Origin of the sequence: Nocardia exalbida NBRC 100660 (assembly GCF_000308575.1) — a bacterium.
Classification (GTDB): Bacteria; Actinomycetota; Actinomycetes; order Mycobacteriales; family Mycobacteriaceae; genus Nocardia; species Nocardia exalbida.
Genome location: NZ_BAFZ01000051.1, coordinates 52066 through 69417, shown reverse-complemented (window position 1 = coordinate 69417; position 17352 = coordinate 52066). Strand labels below are relative to the sequence as shown.

Sequence of the window (17352 nt, the reverse complement as noted above, 5' to 3'; positions counted from 1 at the left end):
CCACGAGCACACACCAGACGCCGATAATCATGCTCACCGCGCCACCGAATGTTCGGGTGCCGGCGTTCTCGGATGAGAGAGTGCCGACGGCGACGGCCGCGGCGACAATGGCCAAGAATTCCCCACCGACGAGAAAACCAGCCCAGTCCGGGGCTTTCTCGATTGAGAACGGGTAGGCATCGATGGTCAGCAGGACTCCCCAATCCCCGCCGGAGCAGTGACCGGTGACGTGCGGAATCAGCGCCTCCGTCGTAGCAGTTCCGATGATCGGGACTTTCTGATTGGGAATCTCATAGTGCGGCGCGCATTGTTCCCGTGTCGTGCATCACAGTGGATGCGCTGAAAGCATAACGAGGTGGAACATGCGCCAGGAAATTTTGCAGGGGGAAGCCAGGGACCCTGTGGGTGCCCGCACGGTCCGTAAGGTGATGTTGCGGTTCATGCCGGTCGTCGGGTTGGCGTACATCGTCCTGTACCTGGACCGGCTGAACATCGGTGTCGCCGGCCTGACGATGAACAAAGAACTGGGTATCTCCGCGTCGACGTTCGGCTTCGCAGCCGGCATCTACTTCTGGAGCTACACGATCTGCGAGCCGCCGAGCAACTACATCCTCACCAAAGTGGGAGCGCGGCGGTGGATCACCCGGATCATGATCACCTGGGGGATCGTCACCATCGCTACAGGGTTCGTGCAGGGCGCGACAACGCTGGTTGTGTGCCGATTCCTGCTCGGCATCGCGGAGGCGGGATTCTCGCCCGGCATGCTCTACCTCGTCTCCCGCTGGTTCCCGCGCCAGGACCGCGGCCGTTCGATGTCGTGGATCGTGACTTTCGTCTGCATCTCCGGGCTCGGCACACCGATCACCACACACCTGCTGGAGATGGACGGGGTCCTCGGATTGTCCGGTTGGCGATGGGTTTTCATCCTCACAGGTATTCCGGCGGTGATCGTGGCAGGCATATGCTTCCGGGTACTGCGCGATACCCCCGCCGAAGCGGAATTCCTCACCGTCGAAGAACGCGGCTGGCTCACGAAGAAACTCGACGAAGAAGCGGCGGAAACCGAATCCGAGTCGGGCTCGCACAGTTTCTGGCAGGGCCTCGTGCATCCCAGGGTACTCCTCCTGGTCTCGGTGTTCATTTGTTTCACGTTCAGCCTCAACGGCTTCCAGATCTGGATGCCACAGATCTACAAGCAGTTCGGCATGACCAACACCCAAATAGGCTGGGTAGCCGCGCTGCCAGCGCTCCTGGCAATCGGCCCGATGCTCTGGTGGACCCGGCACAGTGATCGCCGCGGCGAACGGCCGGTGCACTTCGCGATCGCGGCCGGTGTCGCGGCACTCGGGTTCGCGATCGCGGCAGTGTTCTTCCAGACCCCGCTCGTCGCGATCATCGGCTTCTGCGTTGCCGGTATCGGCCTCTACAGCTCGATGGGCATCTTCGTAACGATGCCGTCGAGCTTCCTCACAGGGGTGGCTCTCGCCGCTGGATTCGGAGTGATCAACGGTATGGGCAATCTCGGCGGCTATTTCGGTCCGCAGGTCACCGGCTGGATCAAGGACACGACCGGCAGCTTCACACCGGCGATCTGTGTCTACGCACTGGTCCTGGCACTGGCCGCGGTGCTCGTCCTGGCCATGAAGGTCACCAGGCGGTCTGTGAGTCCCGCCGCTGACCATGCGGGCGTGATCGTTGGATCCGGACAGGACTGACGGCTTGTGAACTGGTCGGGCCGGTGATGGGTGCTGCCCATCGAGTGGCAGCACCCGTAGCCGCGGCCGACCACGACCCGTCCCGCCGTGACCGTGTGCGGGCAGCTCTGCACACCGAAAGACGTCCTGGCCCGCCACATTCCGGCGGCAGCGCTGTGCACCGGGTACCGGATCGTGTTGGGTCTCGCCGGTACCCATGCGTGGAACATCGCGGACCACGATTTCCTCGTGCGCCCGCCGCCCGGCCTCCACTTCCTCGGTGACGACAGCACCGGAGCACCGATCATGATACGCACCGATACGGTCATAAAACGCCTGGTCAAAGACACGCCAGTGCAGGGACTGCTCTGCTCGTCCCCCGCACCTGCGCTGGTTGGGATGATCGGTTGCGCCGGATACGACTTCGTCGTCATCGACACCGAGCACACCCTGCTCGACCTGGAACGAGGCGAGACCGACGGCATCCTCACCGGCGGCGGTATCGACGTGCTGCTGCCCGGACCCGCCGACCTGTGCTACGGCGTGCCTTGGGAATTGCGACAACCCCTGGTCACCTCCGCCGTCGACCGACTCCATGCCGCCTGCATCGCCTACCGGATCCGTTCTGCGCCACAGTGCGGTCCCCCGAACGGGCCGTGCACTGGCGTGACGCCTGGGTCCGCGCAATTCAGTTGCGGCGACACGAGCGTCCTCGCTGCCACCGCGCTGCGCCGCGGCCTCACCGATCTCCGCGGCTGAACCCCGCGGTCCACCGGCCGGCACCGAACCGAATCCGGTGCCGGCCGGACCATCCCGATAGATTGAGAAGGAATCACCAAGATGAGGAACACCACCCGCGCCGTCCTGACCGCCGCCGGGCTGATCAGCGCCCTCGGCGTCACCGCAGGCACCAGCCACGCCGCCCCCGAAACCGCCGAAGCCATCAATTACGCGGCCTCCAGCAACGAAACCCAGGCCATAATCCGCACCGACGCCGGCACCATGATCGTCGAGGACGGCATCTTCAAAATCGAAGCCGCCAACGGGACCACCGTCGCGGGCACCGAATTGCGGTTCCGTGTCGATGATTTCGAGTTCCCCATCGCGGCGCAGATCAACGACCGCACGGCGACCCTGAGCCCCCAATTCGATATGGCACACGCGACCTACAATCCGGTCGCGTTGCCATATGAGGATCAGGCGCCCTGGAAGACCCAGTATGACCGTGAGCAGGCCGCCTGGGCGCGCCTGACCAGCACCATCAGCGCGGGTGCCACGATCGGCACACTGGTCGGCGGTCTGGTCGGCGGTGCGGCGGGCTGCGTACTCGGCGGCATCGCCGGAGCCACGGTCGCCGCGGCCACCATCGTCGGCTTGTTCGGCCCGTTCATCCCGGCCGCCGCCGTCGGTTGCCTGGGCGGCATCGTCGCCGTCGGTGCCCTCGGCACCCTGGCCGGTCAGATCCTGGTGACCGCGCCGGTCGCGATCGGTGCGGCGATCCAGTACTTCACCACCATCAACCAGCCCTTCACCACGCCCGCGAAGTAGACGCACGCGCACCCGATTCGACAGCGGCCGCCTCCACCGACCAGAACACACCGGTAGGCGGCCGCTGACGACGAGCAGATCACCAGGGTCACGGATCGGGTCGGTCGCCAGCTACTCAGAAACGTGGTCCGCCACAAGAGTGCGGTCGCTGCGGACACCATCGACAGCAGCGAAGCTGCCGGCCGCGCTTGACACCATTGGTCGTCACGTACCGGACGACGGCACAAGTCCCCGCCCACTGATCCGAACGCGCACCCGGAGATACTGGCCCCCAGACCCTCACCGTCGCCACACCCGGCGCCTCGTCGAACATCGCCACCTTCCACCGCACCCGCATCCGCATCAGTGCATGACCGAGATCATGATCGGCACCCTCCTCGTCGGATTCGCCACGTGGAGGCTCTGGGAAATTCGGCGCACCGAGGGCAATCGCGCCGATCAATTGAACGCGACGGTTTGGGCGTGACTTCCGTCCTCGATCGCGCTGCTGGTCTTGTCCGGTGATCGCTGAGGTCGCCGGATATCCGGATATCGGCTACCCGATCGCCGCCACTGCTACCGAAGGGCGCATGTCCCGTTGATCGGTACTAGTTCATTCTTCTTGACTCGGCCGGCCGACATTATCGACACGACTTCACACCGCCCGTGGTGTTCGGCGGTTTCGACATTCGAGGTGAGCATTGAGCAGGTATTTCGGCCCGCTGCGACAGCTGGGCTATGTGGTGGGAGATATCGACAGTGCAATGAAGCACTGGATAGAGGTGACGGGTGTCGGACCATTCTTCTACATCGACGACCAGCCGCTGCACGATTTCCGGTTTCGCGGACGGCAGGCATCACCGCGATTCAGTGTGGCTCTTGCGCAGACCGGCGACACCCAGATCGAACTGATCCAGCAGCGCAACGACGAGCCGTCCGCCTTCAAGGAATTCACCGACCGCGGGCTGGCGGGGCTACAGCACGTGGCCTACTGGACCACCGACTTCGACCGCCTGCGAGACGCCGCTTTCGAACGCGGGGCGACGGAACTACAGAGCGGTGTGTCCGGAAGCGGTGCACCTGACGAGCGGTTTGTCTACTTCGAGGAGGGGCCTTTCCCCGGAACCGTCCTCGAACTGTCCGAGATCAGCGGGCGCAAGGGTGAGCTCTTCCGAGCCGTCGCGGCCGCCGCGGTCGGCTGGGACGGCCGCGATCCTGTACGCGATATGCGAACGGTGCTCGGCTCATGACGGCGCAGGTGGCCGTCATCACCGGCGGCGCATCCGGAATCGGGAATGCCACGTGCGAGAGGTTCGTCGACCTGGGATGGAACGTGGTGGTCGCCGACCGCACACCGCTCGGATCCCGTACGCGGGGCTCGTGGGACGCGGTGCTCGACGTGCAGACCGACGTCACCGATGAGGGAGACATCGCGCGGCTCGTCGCGGCCACGACCGAGCGGTTCGGGCGGGTCGACGCGGTGGTGACCAGCGCTGGCATCGCTCGGAATGCCCCTGTTCGGGAGACCACGCCCGACGACTTCCGGCGCACGCTGGAGGTCAACCTGGTGGCCACGTTCACCGTCGTGCGTGCCTTCGTCGACCTGCTCGCCGCTGATGGTGGTGGTTCGGTGGTGACCATCTCCTCGGTCTCGGGACTGCGGGGCAGCCAGGATCGCGCGGCGTACTCGGCGTCGAAGGGTGGTGTGGTGGCGCTGACCGGCCAGCTTGCCTTCGAACTCGCTGAGGATCGTATCCGGGTCAACTGTGTCGCACCGGGTTCCACGCTCACGCCGCTCGCCCGCACCGGGCAGGGAAAGGGCGCGAAAGAAGAGATCCTGAAAGCGATTCCATTACACCGCTATGCGGAACCGGAAGAGATCGCCGAGGTCATCACCTTCCTGGCCGGACCGAGAGCTGGATTCGTCACTGGCCAGACATGGACGGTCGACGGCGGCCAGTCGATCGGCGCCGGCTGGCGCGTCCCGAAAGGAGACCGCAATGCCTAGCGGGTCGAAGCCGCTCGTCATCGGCGTACACGTCAACGAGAACACAATGCGCGAGCCCAATCCGCACGTCCCCTGGACACCCGGCGAGATCGCCGCGACGGCGGCTGCGAGCCGCGCGGCCGGAGCATCGCTGATGCACTTCCACGCTCGGACACCGGATGGCGGCATGGACCATTCGGCGCGAACCTACGGCGAGATCGTCGAGAAGGTCCGTACCGAGGGCGACTTGCTGCTCGCGCCCGCGCCCGCCAACGTCCCCGGGTGGTCGGTGTCCGAGCGGCTGTCCAATCTCGCACCCAACCAGGAGCGTCCAGAGACCCGGTCCGACTTCCTGGTCATCGAAATGGGCCTCGCGGCAATGGATTTGATCGATCCGCGGTCGGGCGATTTCGCCACCGACGACCGAGTATTCCTCAACAACACCCGCATACAGGCCGAACTGCTCGATCGGGCAGGCGAACTCGGAATGACGCCGTACTTGGCGTCGTTCAACGTCAGCTGGACCCGGGCGATCATCGCGCACGCCAAGTCCCGGCCGCTGCGGGCACCGCTGGCCGTTGCGTTCATTCTCGGAGGCGACGAGTTCCCCGCGGCGCACCCGGCCACGGCAGCGGGCCTGCGGGCACAGCTGGATCTGCTTCCCGAGGACCTTTCGATCGAGTGGATCGTCTCCGCCTACCGCGGCAACGTACTCGAGGCCGCTGAGGAGGCCATCGTCCGCGGCGGGCACGTCGCGATCGGCGCCGGCGACCACCACTACGGCGAACTCGGCTTCCCGTCTACCCCCGAACTTGTCGCTCATGTGGTCGAGCTGGCGCGCCGCCACGGCAGGGAGCCCGCCACCCCGGACCAAGCTCGCGAACTACTGGGAGTACCCGCATGAGGCCCGTCGAAATGGCCGGCACTGAACCTCGACTCGTGTATCGGGCGGCCGGTGGGCTGGTCTGGGTCACGGATTCGATCGCCTTCGCGGGCCCGCGCCACCGCGGCGACATCCTCGTCACCGGATCCCATGGCGGTACGAGCGCCGGTGAGTACGCCGCGTCGTTCGGTGTCGCGATCGTGGTGTGCAACGACGCGGGCATCGGGAAGAACCGGTCCGGCGTCGCGGGGCTCGCCGCAGTGGCCGCGCAGAACATCGCGGGGATCGCGGTATCGCACGACAGCGCGCGGATCGGTGACGGTACCGACGCGTGGGAAAACGGCGTCGTCAGTTACGTCAACGACATTGCGCGCCGGGACGGTATCCGGGCCGGGACACCATTGCGCGAGCAGATCCTCGCCCTGATCGAGAGGAGGCAAACATAGTGTTTCGCAGCATCATCGGCGCGGAGAACGGCAGGCAGATCGTCGTCATGGACAGTATGTCCCAGGTGGAGACGGGCGACACCGGCCGAATCCTGGTCGCGGCATCGAACGGCGGGCAGGAATCGGGTCGGCTGGCGATCGAGATCCGTCCCGCGCTTGCAGTGTTCAACGATGCCGGTATCGGCAAGGACGACGCCGGCATCGCCGGTGTCGTCGCGATGGGGCAGGCGGGCGTCCCGGGGGCGACCGTCAGCCACGAGTCCGCCGAGATCAGCAATGGGATGGACATGTGGCACCACGGCGTCCTCTCCTACGTCAACGGTCCGGCCCGCGAAGCCGGACTGCGAGTGGGAGACACCGTCTACGCCGGCGTTCGAGCGTTCGCGCAACGCCTGGCACCGGTAACTCACGACATGTCTGGGAGACGCGCATGAACAGCCGCCATTTCGTCAACGAGCCCGAGAACGTCACCAGGGAAGCGCTCGAAGGCCTGCAATTGCTGTACCCGGCGACGATCACCTGCCACAGGGACCCGGCGTACGTCGTGCGAGCAGGACAATCCCGGCCGAAGGTGGCATTGGTGTCCGGCGGCGGTGCCGGCCACGAGCCGCTGCACGCCCGGTTCGTCGGCGTCGGCATGCTCGACGCGGCGGTACCGGGGGCGATCTTCTCCAGTCCCACCGCGCTGCAGGTGCGCGCCGCGGTCGAGGCCGTCGAGACTGGTTACGGCGCAGTGCTGATCGTGAAGAACTACACCGGCGACATGCTGAACTTCTCGATCGCTGCGGAGCTGCTCACCGGGTCTGTCGCTACCGAGATCGTGGTGGTCGACGACGATCTCGCCACCGACGGCAGCACTGCTGACGGGCCGGGCCGCCGAGGTACCGCGGCCGTGGTCGCGGTGGAGAAGATCTGCGGCGCCGCGGCCGAACGCGGCTGGTCACTGGCCGATATCGCGGACCTGGGACGCAGGGTGGTGGCCTCGTCGGCCACGCTGGGCGTCGCATTGCGCGCCGGCACCCCGCCGGGCCATACCCGGCCGTCGTTCGACCTGGCCCCGGACGAGATCGAGTTCGGGGTCGGTATCCATGGTGAGCGTGGCCGCGGCACTCGCCCGGCGGCCCCGGTGGGAGTCCTCATCGACGAACTGGTCGAACAACTCGTCAGCGGCGGCCGGGTCGGCCCCGGCGGTGACGTGATCGCGATCGTCAACGGACTCGGTGCCACCCACGATCTGGAGCTGGCCATCGCCGCACGGGAACTCGTCCGGGCGCTGGGCGAACGAGGAATCGGGTACGCCCGCATGCTCGCCGGCTCCTTCGTCACCTCGTTTGACATGCACGGGCTGTCGATCACCCTCCTGCGTGCCACAGACGAGATCGTCGACCTGTGGAACGACCCGGTCAGCACACCGGCACTCACGTGGTGACCGCTGCCCTGCAAGATTTCGGAGGATTGATGACCACGCTGCAACTCGACTGGGCACGTAACTGGATCACTCGGTTCGCCGCCGATGTCGAACGACAAGTCGACGCGCTGACCGATCTGGATCGGCTGATCGGGGACGGCGACTTCGGCCTCAACCTGCGTTCGGCGGTGCGCGCCACGCTGGCCGAGATGGAAGACGATCCACCGGCCCGGCCCTGTGACGTGTTCACCCGGCTCTCGGACGCATTTCTCGGCACTGGGGGAACGAGCGGCCCACTTCTCGGATTGTGGTTCGGCCGCATCGCCGACATCCGCGGCGACGAGGTCGGTGTCGTGGAATTCGCCACGGCGGTCGATACCGCGACCCGAGCCGTGCAACGGCTCGGTAAGGCGGAGGTGGGGCACAAGACGATGGTCGACGCGATGGTGCCGGCGAGGGACGCGCTACTCGGCGCCGCGACGTCAGGCGACATCACCACTGCTCTGGCCGCCGCGCGCGACGCCGCCGTGGCCGGTGCCGAGTCGACCCGCGCGTTGCTGGCCCGACGCGGCCGTGCCAGTTACGTCGGTGACCATGCCCGTGGTGTCGTTGACCCCGGTGCCCACGCGATCGCAATGTTCTTCGAGGCCGCGAATGGGGTGGACGCATGACCACGTTGCGGGACAAAGTGATCATCACGGTTGCCCCGACCGGAGGGTTCCTCACGAAGGCCGACCACCCGTACATCCCTACTCAGCCGGAGGAGATCGCCGCAGACGTCACCCGGTGCCAGTCGGCGGGGGCTTCGATGGCGGCACTGCACGCGCGCCGCCCCGACGACGCGGCGACCTGTGACGCGGGAATCTACCGACGCATCAACGACCTCGTCCGGGCACGCTGCGACATCGTGATCAACAACTCCACCGGAGGTGGCGTCAACGGGGACATGGTGCGGACCCGCGCGGACGGAACTCGGGTCGTGGACTGGTCCGCGCGACTCGACGGGCTGGGCGGCGGTGCGGATACCTGCACCCTCGACGCGATCACCGGATATGTCTCTTCGTCGTTCGGCGAGATCCTGATGGACACCCCACCGAGCCGGGCCGCCGAACTCGCCGCCGCTATGCAGGCACGCGGAATCAAACCAGAATGGGAGGCATTCGGGCCCTCTCACCTCCTGCAGGAGATCAGGACGCTCACCGCGGGCGAGCCGGGCCCGCACTTGGTGAACATGGTCCTCGGTCTGGACCGCACCTTCCAGAACGCACTCCCATACACCCCGGCGATCCTGCAGCAGATGGTCGCCGCCCTACCAGCGGACTCGGTGTTCTCGGTGAGTATCAGCGGCGTCGAGCAGATGCGGGGTCTCACCCACGCACTCGTACTGGGCGGGCACGTCCGCGTCGGAATCGAGGACAACCCGTGCCTGGTTCCGGGAGAGCCGACCGAGAACGTGCGATTCGTCGAGCACATCGTCGGGATCGCCGAACGACTGGGCCTGACGCCCGCAACCCCGGACGAGACTCGGCAGATACTAGGACTGAAAGGACCCTCCGATGAACACTGAGCGCCCGCTGCGGTCCCAAGAGTGGTTCGCCGGCAACGATCTCAACGCCTTCATCCACCGGTCCTGGATGAAGAACCAGGGCATTCCGGATCGAATGTTCGACGGCCGTCCGGTGATCGGCATCTGCAACACCTGGTCGGAACTGACCCCGTGCAACGCGCACTTCCGTGATCTGGCGGAGCAGGTGCGGCTCGGCGTCATCGAGGCGGGTGGCTTCCCCGTCGAATTCCCGGTCACCTCACTCGGTGAGACGATCATCCGACCGACGACGATGCTCTACCGCAACCTGGTGAGCATGGACGTCGAGGAGTCCATCCGAGCCAACCCAATCGACGGTGTGGTCCTGCTCTGCGGCTGCGACAAAACCACACCGGCGCTGTTGATGGGCGCCGCAAGTTGCGACATCCCGACGATCGTGGTGTCCGGCGGGCCGATGCTGAGCGGCAGACATGAGGGCCGCACCATAGGGTCGGGTACCTCGGTGTTCGCGATGAGCGAGGCGGTCCGGGCCGGCACGATGAGCGAGTGTGCCTTCCGGGCAGCGGAATCGGCAACCTCACGTTCGCCCGGTCACTGCAACACCATGGGCACCGCGTCGACGATGGCCTCGATCGCGGAGGCGCTCGGCCTCGCCCTGCCCGGCAACGCGGCGATCCCGGCAGTCGACTCCAGACGCCGCGCCCACGCCCGCGACAGCGGTGTGCGGATCGTCGAGATGGTGGCGGAGGGCCTCCGGATGTCGAAGGTTGTCACCCGTGAGTCGTTCGAGAACGCGATCCGAGTCAACGCCGCAATCGGTGGGTCCACCAACGCGGTGGTGCACCTGCTGGCCTTGGCCGGACGCCTCGAACTGCCGCTGGAAATGGCGGACTTCGCCGAGCAGACGCGCAACATCCCGCTTCTAGTCGACCTCATGCCCTCGGGCAGGTATCTGATGGAGGACTTCTACTACGCCGGAGGACTGCCCGCGGTACTCGCGGAACTCGGAGATCTGCTGCACACCGATGCCCGCACCGTCACCGGCCGGACGCTCGGGGAGAACGTGGAATCCGCTCCCATCTGGAACGAGGAGGTCATCCGCCGGCGTGAGAAGCCGCTGCAAGTAGACGCCGGAACAACGGTGCTTACCGGGAATCTCGCTCCGAACGGCGCTGTCATCAAGACCTCGGCGGCATCGCCGCACCTGCTGCGGCATGTGGGCCGGGCTGTCGTATTCCACGGCATAGACGATTTCCGGGCCCGGATCGACGCCCCGGATCTCGATATCGAACCCGATGACGTCATCGTGCTCACCGGTGCGGGGCCGATCGGCGCCCCCGGCATGCCAGAGGTGGGGAATCTGCCCCTGCCACGTCGGCTGCTGGAACGCGGCGTCACCGATATGGTGCGGATCTCCGACGCCAGGATGAGCGGAACCGCCTACGGAACTGTCGTCCTACACGTGGCGCCGGAAGCAGCCGCCGGGGGGCCGTTGGCGCTCGTGCGCGATGGTGACCGCATCGAACTCGATATACCCGGATCGGCACTGCAATTGCACGTCGACGCCGATGAACTGCGCCGTCGTCGGGCGGCGCTCGCGCCCGCGGCCGAGGCACCCGCAGGGGGCTACCTCCGACTGTTCGTCGACCATGTCCTGCAGGCCGATCGCGGCGTCGACTTCGATTTCCTCGTCGGCAAACGCGGCACCACCGTGCCGGGCGACAACCACTGAACAGGAGTACAGAGTGAACAAACTCGTCGCCGTCGTCACCGGAGCCGGTTCCGGATTGGGCCGTGCCTTCGCCCGCGCGCTGCTCGCGGCCGGACACCAGGTCGTGCTGACCGGCCGTGGGCGGACGGCACTGGAGGAGACTGCGAGCGCTTACGAGCGGGCCGTCGTGGTCCCGGCCGACGTGTCGTCCGTCGAATCGGTGCGAGACCTGTTCGCACAGGTGTCCAATGATTTCGGCCGGATCGACGTGCTGGTCAACAATGCCGGAACCTTCGGGCCGAGCGGCAGCGTCGACGAGATCGATCCGGCGGACTGGGAGCGCACCCTCGCGGCCAATCTCACCGGGACCTTCCTGTGCGCCCGCGAGGCGATGCGGATGATGAAGGCGCAATCCCCGAGGGGTGGGCGGATCATCAACAACGGCTCGCTGTCTGCGCACACACCACGGCCCGCCACCGCTGCCTACACCGCGACCAAACACGGGGTAACGGGTCTGACGAAAGCGATCGCACTGGATGGACGCGAGTACGACATCTGCTGCACTCAGATCGATATCGGAAACGCGGCCACCCCCATGACCGAAGGTGTCGGAGTGGCAGCGCGGCAGCCCGACGGGAGCCAGCGCCCCGAGCCGACCTTCGACCCGAAGCACGTGGCGGACACCGTCGTCCGGCTGGCCGAGCTCCCACTCGAGGTCACCGTGCCGTTCATGACGATCATGGCCAACCGGATGCCGTTCGCCGGGCGGGGCTGACCATAGGTGCAGCTTCAGTGGCGTTGTAGTACCGGACGGACGACCGACTGCGCCCGGGACAGATCTTTGGAGATCGACACCGCAGTGGTGCGGACTGCCGCGTCGATACGGGTCAGGTTGATCCGGCCGACCATCCCCGAGGAGGAGACCGCTCCGAGAACGACACCACCGGGCCCGAAGATCGGTGCGGCGACGCCGACGATGCCCCGGATTGCCTCCTGGCGGTCGAAGGCGAGGCCGCGTCGGCGGACCTGATCCAGTTCGCGCTCCAGTTCGTCGGGATCGGTGATGGTGTGTTCGGTGCAGGGCTTCAGCGTGTCGGGCCGAGGCGTCGCAGTGCGGTCGGAGTACGCCAGGATCGCCTTCCCAGAGCAGCTCGCGTGTGCTGGCCAGCGGCCGCCGATCTGCTGCGGCAGTCGCGGACCATCATCGTCGCGGAACACGTCGAGGTATACGACGTCGAACCCGTCGAGCACACAGAGCCCGACGTTGTGCCGGGTTGCCTCCCGCAACGCCGACAGATGGCGTCGTGCCGCCTCCCGCAGGCCCCGCTGGCGGGGGACCGATTCACCGAGCTCGAACAACAGTAGGCCTAGACGGTAGTCCTTGCCGTCGCGTTCGAGCAGTCCCACACGCACGAGGTCGTCGAGCATCCGGTGCACCGTCGTCTTCGCCATTCCCGTGCGGCGTACGAGTGCCGCAGCGCTGAGGACCCCTGAGCTTTCCCGAAACGTCTTCAGGATCTCGGTGGTGCGGCCGATCGCGGAGATCTCCCCTTCGGCCCGATGAACGGGACTCATGCGCCTATTCTTGCCAACCAGGGGCACAGCTGTCGAGTCGGCCCGTCAGCTGCCGACGCGAACTCCGCTCGCATCACTCCTGGACCGAACCAGATGCATTGTCGGCGACTCCCGGATGCTGGTGCCAACGGCGACGCCGCAGTGCCGACGTAGTGCCATCCAATCCCGATTGGCGAAGGTCCAACGCAAAACCCGATCTGCTAGCTCCTCATACGCGGAGAACATGAGATCGACTGGTGCGTGGAACTGCCAACCGGCGTTACTGCGATCGCCCCGAGGGGCTACGACGAGACCGCAACCTCATTTCTGGTCTAGCTGGCACCCACATCATCCGGCTTCGAGAGTCCGGAGTAGCTCGTTGGTTCGAGCGTTCGCCACGAAGCCGGCCAGCCAGTTCACGTAACCGTCGGTGAAACTGTTCGGGCTCGACATCGGCGGGAATGACGCTGAGCAGTCGATCACACTGCTGTGGAGTTACGCCGGCCAGATATACGTCGGTGAGCGTGGTTCGCAGGTTCGACCAGACCTCACGTTGCCGATCGTGATACTTCCTGAACTGCGGCGCGAACTGCTCGGTGAACTCCTTCGCCTTGTCACTGACAGCGCAGCCCCTCACCTCCGCGCAAAAGATGTCCAACTCTGATTCGAAGACCTGATCTTCCGGGATTCCGGTGGTATCAGGTCGAAGCTGTTGTGCAGCAGCGAGATCAGCGTCGGTGTGCTCGACGGCCTGCTCGCCCGCTTCGGTGGCAGGCAGCACTGCAGTCGTCATCGACAGCGGGATCGTCCGCACTCGAATGATCACCTGCGGGTTAACGGCGAGCGAAATCGACCCCGGAGCTTCGTGGACGTTGACGTAGCGGGCCGCCCGCGCGTCGAGATCGGCAAGCGCCGTCATCGGCACATCTCCAAACCATCCGGAAAATTCGCTGTGGATACCTTGTGCCAGATCTGCATGCTGAAGTCGGATCTGCACCTGATGAAGCCAGTACTGGTGGCTTGGAGAGTCCTGATCGCGCATGCGCCGGAGCATGTTCTCGATCGCCGCGGCGTAGGTTCCCAGATGAAGAGCCAGCGAGGTCTTCGCTAGATGTTGGTCGACCTGTACATCCTGGCAATCGATGTCGCCAAGGTCGCGAAGGGCTGGATGCGCCTCGGCAATATCGATGGTCCTACCGCAGTCGCACAATGGGTACTGTTCGTCACCTTTGCACTGCAAATCATACGCAGTGGCCGACACCTGAACGCGCCGTCCACACTCGCAGTCGAACCAGTAGCTGTAGTCGAAGTCGAAGTCGTACCCGGCAGGGTGTTCAGCCGGTACGTCGGAAATCACCAACGAAGTGTACGAGTGCTCGTCAGTGTGAGACCGCTTTTCTCCAACGCCCACTTGGTGGCCGGAATCGGTGCGGTGAGCACGAAGATCGGGTCCACGCCGCGCGCGCTCACCGTTTTCCGAACGGTCCGCCGTGCCGGGTTTCAGCGCGCTCGGTCACCTTCCTCAGGTGCCCTGGTAGCTAGCTGCCGGCTGCCCTGGCTTGGCGCTTCGCGTGGAATCGCTGGGCGATCCTCGCGCCACCTGACATCCGCATGCGCCATGTCGCCATCTCGATGATTACCTTGAATCGTGCAGCCACTGCAGACGGGTCGTGACCGTACATCGCAGATCGTCGGGCCTGCTCAACTGGTATGAGCAGCGCTCCGGCGAGCTCGGCGGCTTCGATTTCCTAGGACGGCAATCAGCTGTCGCGGCACCTGCGGGGCAAGTCTGGCCCTGGATTGGCCCCAACTCTGCGGGCGGTACCGTAAGAAAAAATCCCCTCCGATACAGGTCGGAGGGGATTTCTATGTCGGGCTGACAGGATTTGAACCTGCGACCACTTGACCCCCAGCTCTGGGCTAATGTCATTTGCACACGTCAAACCCGGTATTCGAGCATGCGGCAACATTCGAAACGTGCTGGTCGTTCTCGGCCGCGCATAGCGTGTGGCCCCAGATTGGCCCCAGCTTTCGACGGCCAGCCGAACGTCAATCGGCAGGTTTCTGGTTCGAGTCCAGATGGGGGAGCAGAAACAGCAGGTCAAGTGCGCTAATCGGGCTTGACCTGTTTCTTTCTCGGTATGTAACCAGGAATACACCAAAGTGTCCGGGCCGACCTTCCAATCAGTTGAACGGCCTGGCGGTCGTCCGTCGCAGGTTCGTTTCATCGGCAGGGCACGCAAAACATGGGCAACTGGAAAACGGCTGGTCATCGCGGATTCCTATCCGATCTGACGGTGCAGTTCCGCCGGTACGGCCTGGTTTTGTTCCCATCTCGATGTGTTTACGGCGGGACACATCGAGATGGGATCGCGGACGACCTGCGAATTCAGATGGGCAGTTGGTGACCGAATCCAATTTCCCGCTGTAGCCGGGCAGGATCGTCGACAGCGTGGCGTGTTTGTGGCGGCGCCGAAGGTGATGGGAAGGGGTTTGATGCCCGCCTCGGGCAAACCTAAGCGGGCGGGGTGTCGCTACGCTCACTCGAGTCGGACAGACAGAGGTATTCGGTTGCGGTCTGTCGCCCGTCGGTCGAATAGTCATCGAAAGTTTGCGGCATCTGCCGCCGGTCAGTATTGCGATTGCTGGTGGTCGGCCGACAAGTCCTGAGGTGCTATGCCGCACCGTCCTGGGTAATGACGATCTTGCCCTTGGCTTTGCCTTGCTCAACGTAGGCCATGGCGTCAAGTGTCGACTCGAACGGGAAGGTGCGATCGAGAACGGGCCTCAGCTCGCCGCTGTCGTACAGGGACGTGAGGTGTTCTAGCTGGGCGCCGTCGGCTCTCATGAAGAAGAACGCGTAACGAACGCCGAGATTTTTGGCCTGCGCTCGGATCTTGCGGCTCAAGATGCTCATGATGGGGCGAAGCAATTTCTTGCCCAACTGCGAAGCGAAGTCAGGGTCGGGCGGGCCGACGACACTGATCGCAAGGCCACCGGGTTTGAGAACGGTCAAGGACTTCTCGAGGTTGGTGCCGCCGAGGGAATCGAGGACGACGTCGTATCCGGCGATCACGTCGGTGAAGTCTTGGCTGGTGTAGTCGACCACCTCGTCTGCGCCCAGGTCGCGGACCCGGTCGATGTCTGCAGTGCTCGCGGTCGTTGCCACGTACGCGCCGAGGTGCTTCGCGACCTGGATGACCGTCGAGCCGAGACCGCCTGCGCCGGCGTGTACGAGGACCCGCTGTCCTGGCTTGACGTCGGCGACGTCGACAAGTGCCTGCCACGCGGCCAGTGCGACGAGCGGAACCGCGCCTGCCTCGGCGAAGGAGAGCGAAACGGGTTTGTGGGCTACGTCAGCTTGGTTGACGGCGATGAACTCTGCGAAGGTGCCGATGCGCAGGTCGCGGGGTCGGGCATAGACCGCGTCACCGATACTGAAGTCGCGGACCGCAGATCCGAGGGCGGTGACAACACCGGCAACGTCGTGACCGAGAACGAATGGTGTCTTGTACCTGAGGAGCTGTTTGAACTCCCCGTTGCGGACCATCTTGTCGAGCGGGTTGATGCTCGCCGCCCGTACGTCGATGAGAACGTCGTCGGCTCCGACTGCAGGGACCGCCACATCGACGGATTTCAGCCCATCGGGTCCGTATTCAGTCACCGCGAATGCCTTCATTGGTGGTCTCCTGACTGTTGAGGATGTTGCCACCCACATGATAACGAAGTTATCGTGTGGGTGTGAAGCAGGATCTGACGAACAAGCGGCTGGTGGTAACTGGTGCGGCAAGAGGGATCGGCGAGCATGTGGCACGCATCGCGGCCTCGCGTGGCGCGCGAGTCGCGGTACTCGGCCTCGAGCCCGACCAACTCGCGACCCTGGCCGACGACATCGATGGCCGATGGTTTGCTGCTGACGTGTGCGACGGGAATGAGCTGCGGCGGGCAATCGACGGTGCCGCCGAGTCCCTCGGTGGGATCGACCTGGTCGTCGCGAATGCGGGAATCGTCGATTACGGCACTGTACGCCAGACCGAGGATGCGGCGTTCGCGCGAGTGCTGGACGTGAATCTGACCGGCACGTTCAGGACGCTGAAGCTCGCAACACCGCATCTTGCGAGGTCAGGCGGGCACGTGAGCGTTGTGGCATCCGCGCTGTCCTTTCTGGCGTTGCCGTCGATGTCGGCGTACTCGGCCAGCAAGGCCGGTGTGGAGATGCTCGCCCTCGCGTATCGGCAAGAAGTCGCTCACCTCGGAATTTCGGTCGGTTTGGTGCATCCCTCGTGGATCGAAACGGATCTTGTGCGGAGTATCGACAGCGATATTCCGTCGTTTCCGGCGATGCGACGCAGGCTGCCGTATCCGGGCAATGTCACGACGAGTGTCGATAAGGCCGCGGTCGCCATTGTCGATGGCCTGTCTATGCGGCGTCCACGTGTGTACGTGCCGCGCGCGGTCGGTGTGGTCGGGTGGGGGAAGGCCGCGCTTGCCTCACCTGCTGGGTGGTTGTGGGCGCGCCGTTTCGCGTCGACCTGGGCGCCCCGGGTCGAACGGGAGATTGCCGCGCGCGAGCCTCGGCGGCAGAGATGAGCGGCG

The 17352-nt window shown here is 65.1% G+C and carries 17 protein-coding genes; 14 read left to right on the top strand and 3 right to left on the bottom strand.

Features of this window, described 5'->3' with window-relative positions; translation table 11 throughout:
- Positions 1-428 precede the first annotated feature (428 nt).
- The 13 genes from ON29_RS11730 (at position 429) to ON29_RS11670 (ending at position 11977) form a co-directional block, all read left to right on the top strand.
- Positions 429-1715 (top strand): MFS transporter, encoded by a 1287-nt coding sequence (locus ON29_RS11730; RefSeq protein WP_245548917.1) that lies wholly within the window; start codon positions 429-431, stop codon positions 1713-1715.
- A 174-nt stretch (positions 1716-1889) separates the two neighbouring features.
- A complete protein-coding gene (locus tag ON29_RS11725) occupies positions 1890-2453 on the top strand; it encodes an HpcH/HpaI aldolase family protein (protein ID WP_157172750.1) in 564 nt (187 codons plus the stop codon).
- An 81-nt stretch (positions 2454-2534) separates the two neighbouring features.
- Positions 2535-3242 carry a DUF8020 domain-containing protein gene (locus tag ON29_RS11720; protein WP_040866237.1) on the top strand — a complete coding sequence of 236 codons (708 nt, stop codon included), beginning with the start codon at positions 2535-2537 and terminating at the stop codon, positions 3240-3242.
- Positions 3243-3961: 719 nt separating this feature from the next.
- Positions 3962-4471, top strand: coding sequence for a VOC family protein (locus ON29_RS11715; protein ID WP_217999139.1), 510 nt, complete (start codon positions 3962-3964; stop codon positions 4469-4471).
- Positions 4468-5229: an SDR family NAD(P)-dependent oxidoreductase gene (locus ON29_RS11710; RefSeq protein WP_040866235.1), complete on the top strand. Its 762-nt coding sequence runs from the start codon at positions 4468-4470 to the stop codon at positions 5227-5229. Before ON29_RS11715 ends, ON29_RS11710 begins: the two co-directional genes overlap by 4 nt.
- Positions 5222-6112, top strand: a complete 891-nt coding sequence (locus ON29_RS11705; RefSeq protein WP_040866234.1) for a 3-keto-5-aminohexanoate cleavage protein — start codon at positions 5222-5224, stop codon at positions 6110-6112. The genes ON29_RS11710 and ON29_RS11705 overlap by 8 nt, the downstream gene beginning before the upstream one ends.
- Complete coding sequence (locus ON29_RS11700) at positions 6109-6537, top strand: hypothetical protein (RefSeq protein ID WP_157172749.1); 429 nt, start codon at positions 6109-6111, stop codon at positions 6535-6537. The genes ON29_RS11705 and ON29_RS11700 overlap by 4 nt, the downstream gene beginning before the upstream one ends.
- Positions 6537-6971 (top strand): hypothetical protein, encoded by a 435-nt coding sequence (locus ON29_RS11695; protein WP_040866232.1) that lies wholly within the window; start codon positions 6537-6539, stop codon positions 6969-6971. Before ON29_RS11700 ends, ON29_RS11695 begins: the two co-directional genes overlap by 1 nt.
- A complete protein-coding gene (locus ON29_RS11690) occupies positions 6968-7966 on the top strand; it encodes a dihydroxyacetone kinase subunit DhaK (protein WP_040866231.1) in 999 nt (332 codons plus the stop codon). The genes ON29_RS11695 and ON29_RS11690 overlap by 4 nt, the downstream gene beginning before the upstream one ends.
- Positions 7967-7995: 29 nt before the next feature.
- Complete coding sequence (dhaL, locus tag ON29_RS11685; RefSeq protein WP_040866268.1) at positions 7996-8616, top strand: dihydroxyacetone kinase subunit DhaL; 621 nt, start codon at positions 7996-7998, stop codon at positions 8614-8616.
- Positions 8613-9512: a beta-keto acid cleavage family enzyme gene (locus ON29_RS11680; RefSeq protein WP_040866230.1), complete on the top strand. Its 900-nt coding sequence runs from the start codon at positions 8613-8615 to the stop codon at positions 9510-9512. Before dhaL ends, ON29_RS11680 begins: the two co-directional genes overlap by 4 nt.
- Positions 9502-11223, top strand: coding sequence for an IlvD/Edd family dehydratase (locus ON29_RS11675; protein WP_040866229.1), 1722 nt, complete (start codon positions 9502-9504; stop codon positions 11221-11223). The genes ON29_RS11680 and ON29_RS11675 overlap by 11 nt, the downstream gene beginning before the upstream one ends.
- A 13-nt stretch (positions 11224-11236) precedes the next feature.
- Positions 11237-11977, top strand: a complete 741-nt coding sequence (locus ON29_RS11670) for an SDR family oxidoreductase (protein ID WP_040866228.1) — start codon at positions 11237-11239, stop codon at positions 11975-11977.
- Between the two features lie 14 nt (positions 11978-11991).
- Here the strand turns inward: ON29_RS11670 and ON29_RS11665 are convergent, their stop codons facing one another.
- The 3 genes from ON29_RS11665 to ON29_RS11655 all read right to left on the bottom strand — a co-directional run bounded on the left by ON29_RS11665 (position 11992) and on the right by ON29_RS11655 (position 16435).
- Positions 11992-12777 (bottom strand): IclR family transcriptional regulator, encoded by a 786-nt coding sequence (locus ON29_RS11665; protein ID WP_040866227.1) that lies wholly within the window; start codon positions 12775-12777, stop codon positions 11992-11994.
- 259 nt (positions 12778-13036) lie between these two features.
- Positions 13037-14113 (bottom strand): hypothetical protein, encoded by a 1077-nt coding sequence (locus ON29_RS11660; protein WP_083863381.1) that lies wholly within the window; start codon positions 14111-14113, stop codon positions 13037-13039.
- A 1317-nt stretch (positions 14114-15430) separates the two neighbouring features.
- On the bottom strand, positions 15431-16435 hold the full coding sequence (locus tag ON29_RS11655; RefSeq protein WP_040866225.1) for an NADP-dependent oxidoreductase: 1005 nt from the start codon (positions 16433-16435) through the stop codon (positions 15431-15433).
- Between the two features lie 62 nt (positions 16436-16497).
- On the opposite strand from ON29_RS11655, the gene ON29_RS11650 reads away from it, so the two are divergent.
- Positions 16498-17346 carry a short-chain dehydrogenase/reductase gene (locus tag ON29_RS11650; protein ID WP_040866267.1) on the top strand — a complete coding sequence of 283 codons (849 nt, stop codon included), beginning with the start codon at positions 16498-16500 and terminating at the stop codon, positions 17344-17346.
- The last annotated feature ends 6 nt before the right edge of the window (positions 17347-17352 follow it).

What these genes read in the sequence shown, in the direction of transcription:
- ON29_RS11730 (WP_245548917.1), top strand. Translation starts at nt 429, where the DNA reads ATGTTGCGGTTCATGCCGGTCGTCGGGTTGGCGTACATCGTCCTGTAC.
- ON29_RS11720 (WP_040866237.1), top strand. Translation starts at nt 2,535, where the DNA reads ATGAGGAACACCACCCGCGCCGTCCTGACCGCCGCCGGGCTGATCAGC.
- ON29_RS11710 (WP_040866235.1), top strand. Translation starts at nt 4,468, where the DNA reads ATGACGGCGCAGGTGGCCGTCATCACCGGCGGCGCATCCGGAATCGGG.
- ON29_RS11705 (WP_040866234.1), top strand. Translation starts at nt 5,222, where the DNA reads ATGCCTAGCGGGTCGAAGCCGCTCGTCATCGGCGTACACGTCAACGAG.
- ON29_RS11700 (WP_157172749.1), top strand. Translation starts at nt 6,109, where the DNA reads ATGAGGCCCGTCGAAATGGCCGGCACTGAACCTCGACTCGTGTATCGG.
- ON29_RS11690 (WP_040866231.1), top strand. Translation starts at nt 6,968, where the DNA reads ATGAACAGCCGCCATTTCGTCAACGAGCCCGAGAACGTCACCAGGGAA.
- dhaL (WP_040866268.1), top strand. Translation starts at nt 7,996, where the DNA reads ATGACCACGCTGCAACTCGACTGGGCACGTAACTGGATCACTCGGTTC.
- ON29_RS11680 (WP_040866230.1), top strand. Translation starts at nt 8,613, where the DNA reads ATGACCACGTTGCGGGACAAAGTGATCATCACGGTTGCCCCGACCGGA.
- ON29_RS11675 (WP_040866229.1), top strand. Translation starts at nt 9,502, where the DNA reads ATGAACACTGAGCGCCCGCTGCGGTCCCAAGAGTGGTTCGCCGGCAAC.
- ON29_RS11665 (WP_040866227.1), bottom strand. Translation starts at nt 12,777, where the DNA reads ATGAGTCCCGTTCATCGGGCCGAAGGGGAGATCTCCGCGATCGGCCGC.
- ON29_RS11655 (WP_040866225.1), bottom strand. Translation starts at nt 16,435, where the DNA reads ATGAAGGCATTCGCGGTGACTGAATACGGACCCGATGGGCTGAAATCC.